Here is a 2,704-nt window from a genome sequence, read left to right as displayed (position 1 = left end):
CGTTGCCCGTCACCAGCCGCCACGCCACCGTCGCCAATCGCAGGTCGAGGGCGCGCAGCCGCTCCGCCTCCCGGTCGGCACCGGACGGCACCGCCAGCAGGAGCGCCGCCGCCAGCCAGGCCGGCGCTAGGCGCGGCACGCTTCTCCAGGCTCGTCCGCGCACCGCTTCGATACTCCCGGTTCGCCGGGGCAAAGGCAAGCCGACATTGCCCCGAGCCGCCTTTGCGCGCATGGCGGCGCGCGCAATCAGCTAGGACGACGACCATGGCCGCGAACTGGGCCCCCCATAGTTGGAAGGGGGCCGACGCCCGTCAGCTTCCCGACTATCCCGACGCCGCCGCGCTGGACGCCGCGACGACGCAGCTCGGCAGCTATCCGCCCCTGGTCTTCGCCGGCGAGGCGCGCAACCTCACCGCCGACCTCGCACGGGTCGCGGCGGGCGAAGCCTTCCTGCTCCAGGGCGGCGACTGCGCCGAGAGCTTCGCCGAGTTCCACCCCAACACCATACGCGACACCTTCCGCGTCATCCTGCAGATGGCGGTGGTCCTCACCTATGCGTCCAAGCTGCCGGTGGTGAAGCTGGGCCGCATGGCCGGCCAGTTCGCCAAGCCGCGCAGCACGCCGACCGAGACGATCGACGGCGTCACCCTGCCCAGCTATCGCGGCGACAACGTCAACGACATCGCCTTCACGCCCGAGGGCCGCATCCCCGACCCGCAGCGGATGGTGCGCGCCTATTCGCAATCGGCGGCGACGCTCAACCTGCTGCGCGCCTTTGCGCAGGGGGGGTACGCGAACCTCCACCAGGTCCACCGCTGGACCCACGACTATATGGGCCGCAGCCCTTGGGCGAAGAAATACACCGAGACCGCCGACCGCATCGGCGAGGCGCTCGACTTCATGGCGGCGTGCGGCATCAACCCCGACACCGTGCCGCAGCTGGCGCAGACGGTGTTCTACACCAGCCACGAGGCGCTGCTGCTGCCCTATGAGCAGGCGATGGCGCGGCAGGACTCGCTGACCGGCGACTGGTACGACACCAGCGCGCACTTCCTGTGGATCGGCGACCGCACCCGCTTCGAGGGCAGCGCCCACTTGGAGTTCCTGCGCGGCATCGGCAATCCGGTCGGCCTGAAGTGCGGCACCAGCCTGGAGCCCGACGCGCTGCTGCGGATGCTGGACACGCTTAACCCGGCGCGGGTGCCCGGCCGGATCACGCTGATCACCCGCTATGGCCATGACAAGATCGAGGCGCACCTGCCGCGCCTCATCCGCGCCGTGACGCGCGAGGGCCATCCGGTGGTGTGGAGCTGCGACCCGATGCACGGCAACACGATCAAGGCGGCGACCGGCTACAAAACGCGGCCGTTCGACCGCATCCTGGCGGAGGTGCGCGGCTTCTTCGCGGTTCACCGTGCCGAGGGGACCCATGCCGGCGGCATCCATGCCGAGATGACCGGCCAGAACGTCACCGAATGCACCGGCGGCGCGGTGGCGGTGACCGAGCAGAGCCTGGCCGACCGCTACCACACCCACTGCGACCCCCGCCTCAACGCCGGCCAGAGCCTGGAACTGGCGTTCCTGCTGGCGGAGATGCTCAACGCCGAAATGGCCGAACGCCGCCGGGCCGCCGCCTGACGCGCCACGCTTGACGGGGCGGGCATCGCTGCGTAGGTGCCCGCCTCCACCGCGCCCTGCTCGGGACAAGGCCCCTTCGTCTAGCGGTCCAGGACGTCGCCCTCTCACGGCGAAAACACGGGTTCGATTCCCGTAGGGGTCACCAAAGCGGGCAGGAATGGCGGCCGCTTCGCCTTTGCCGCAGCGACCTGCGCACCGGCTCATCGCCAAGACCCGCTATTCTCATTTGTCGCGTGATAGGCCAAAACACTAATCCATGTTGCAATCGGGCGAAATAGCCACCGCTACACCCGCTTGGGTCACCAGACTCATGGTTGGGGAACACAGCATGTCGGGACCGGACCTCATCGCCTATTACCGCCGGCGCGAGCGACAGGAGCGTGCGTTGGGGGACGCACCGGTGAGCCTCGGCATAGCGGCCGTCATCCACCGCCAGATGGCCGATCGTTACGCGCAGCTGATCGAGCGGTTGGAGCCGCAAGAACAACTCCGGCTCATGTTCGCGGGCTGAGGCGCGTTGCCAGCATGGCGCGGTGAGTTACGGCTCGTTCGCGGCTCCGGGCTCGCCGACCGTCAGCGTCCGCTCGATCGCCGTCAGCAGGCCGAGCGAACGGCGCATATTGGCTTCGGACTCGCCCAGCTCGTCGGCGACCTCGACCTTCACCTCCGCGGCGGTGCGCACCGCGCCGATCACCTGAACCCGAGAGAGGACCTTGGCATCGATCAACGTGTGAATGATGCTTTCCACCAGCAGCAACGCCGCCTGCCCGTGGGAGTCCGGCTCGGGAGCGGTCGGCGACGCACTGGTGGCGATACCGTCATCGGACGGCCTATCGTTGGACATGGTTGCCTCGGCAAGTTCAGGCGAGAGCGCTTGTCTCTCCGCCGTCGGCGCCTGGATGGGTCGCGTGCCAACGATGGTCCGGCGCTAGACCATGGCGGGACCTGCTGCCACAACATGGGTCAGACCAAACCGACAACGTATATCAGCGCTAGGGTCAGGACCCATTGATGTGAGCGTCGCGATCTGATTCAGGCTCCGTGAGGAGACCGTAGATGAGCGACC

3 protein-coding genes and 1 tRNA gene are annotated in these 2,704 nt (G+C 68.3%); 3 read left to right on the top strand and 1 reads right to left on the bottom strand.

Annotated elements, in window-relative coordinates:
• The first annotated feature begins 264 nt into the window (after window positions 1-264).
• From HUU96_RS14545 to HUU96_RS14535, 3 genes are all read left to right on the top strand, one after another.
• Window positions 265-1,638 carry a class II 3-deoxy-7-phosphoheptulonate synthase gene (locus HUU96_RS14545; protein ID WP_174293452.1) on the top strand — a complete coding sequence of 458 codons (1,374 nt, stop codon included), beginning with the start codon at window positions 265-267 and terminating at the stop codon, window positions 1,636-1,638.
• A 69-nt stretch (window positions 1,639-1,707) separates the two neighbouring features.
• A tRNA-Glu gene (locus HUU96_RS14540) sits at window positions 1,708-1,783 on the top strand.
• A gap of 183 nt (window positions 1,784-1,966) precedes the next feature.
• Window positions 1,967-2,149, top strand: a complete 183-nt coding sequence (locus tag HUU96_RS14535) for a hypothetical protein (RefSeq protein ID WP_174293451.1) — start codon at window positions 1,967-1,969, stop codon at window positions 2,147-2,149.
• 27 nt (window positions 2,150-2,176) lie between these two features.
• Here the strand turns inward: HUU96_RS14535 and HUU96_RS14530 are convergent, their stop codons facing one another.
• Window positions 2,177-2,482 (bottom strand): hypothetical protein, encoded by a 306-nt coding sequence (locus tag HUU96_RS14530; RefSeq protein WP_174293450.1) that lies wholly within the window; start codon window positions 2,480-2,482, stop codon window positions 2,177-2,179.
• Window positions 2,483-2,704: the final 222 nt, after the last annotated feature.

The sequence above is a fragment of the Sphingomonas bacterium genome (genome assembly GCF_903644135.1).
Classification (GTDB): domain Bacteria; phylum Pseudomonadota; class Alphaproteobacteria; order Sphingomonadales; family Sphingomonadaceae; genus Sphingomonas.
Note: the sequence above shows the minus strand (reverse complement) of the source record. Positions and strands in the feature narration are given on the sequence as shown.

Bases quoted from the DNA above. Each gene is read 5' to 3' on its own strand.
- HUU96_RS14545 (WP_174293452.1), top strand. From the start codon at position 265: ATGGCCGCGAACTGGGCCCCCCATAGTTGGAAGGGGGCCGACGCCCGT.
- HUU96_RS14535 (WP_174293451.1), top strand. From the start codon at position 1,967: ATGTCGGGACCGGACCTCATCGCCTATTACCGCCGGCGCGAGCGACAG.
- HUU96_RS14530 (WP_174293450.1), bottom strand. From the start codon at position 2,482: ATGTCCAACGATAGGCCGTCCGATGACGGTATCGCCACCAGTGCGTCG.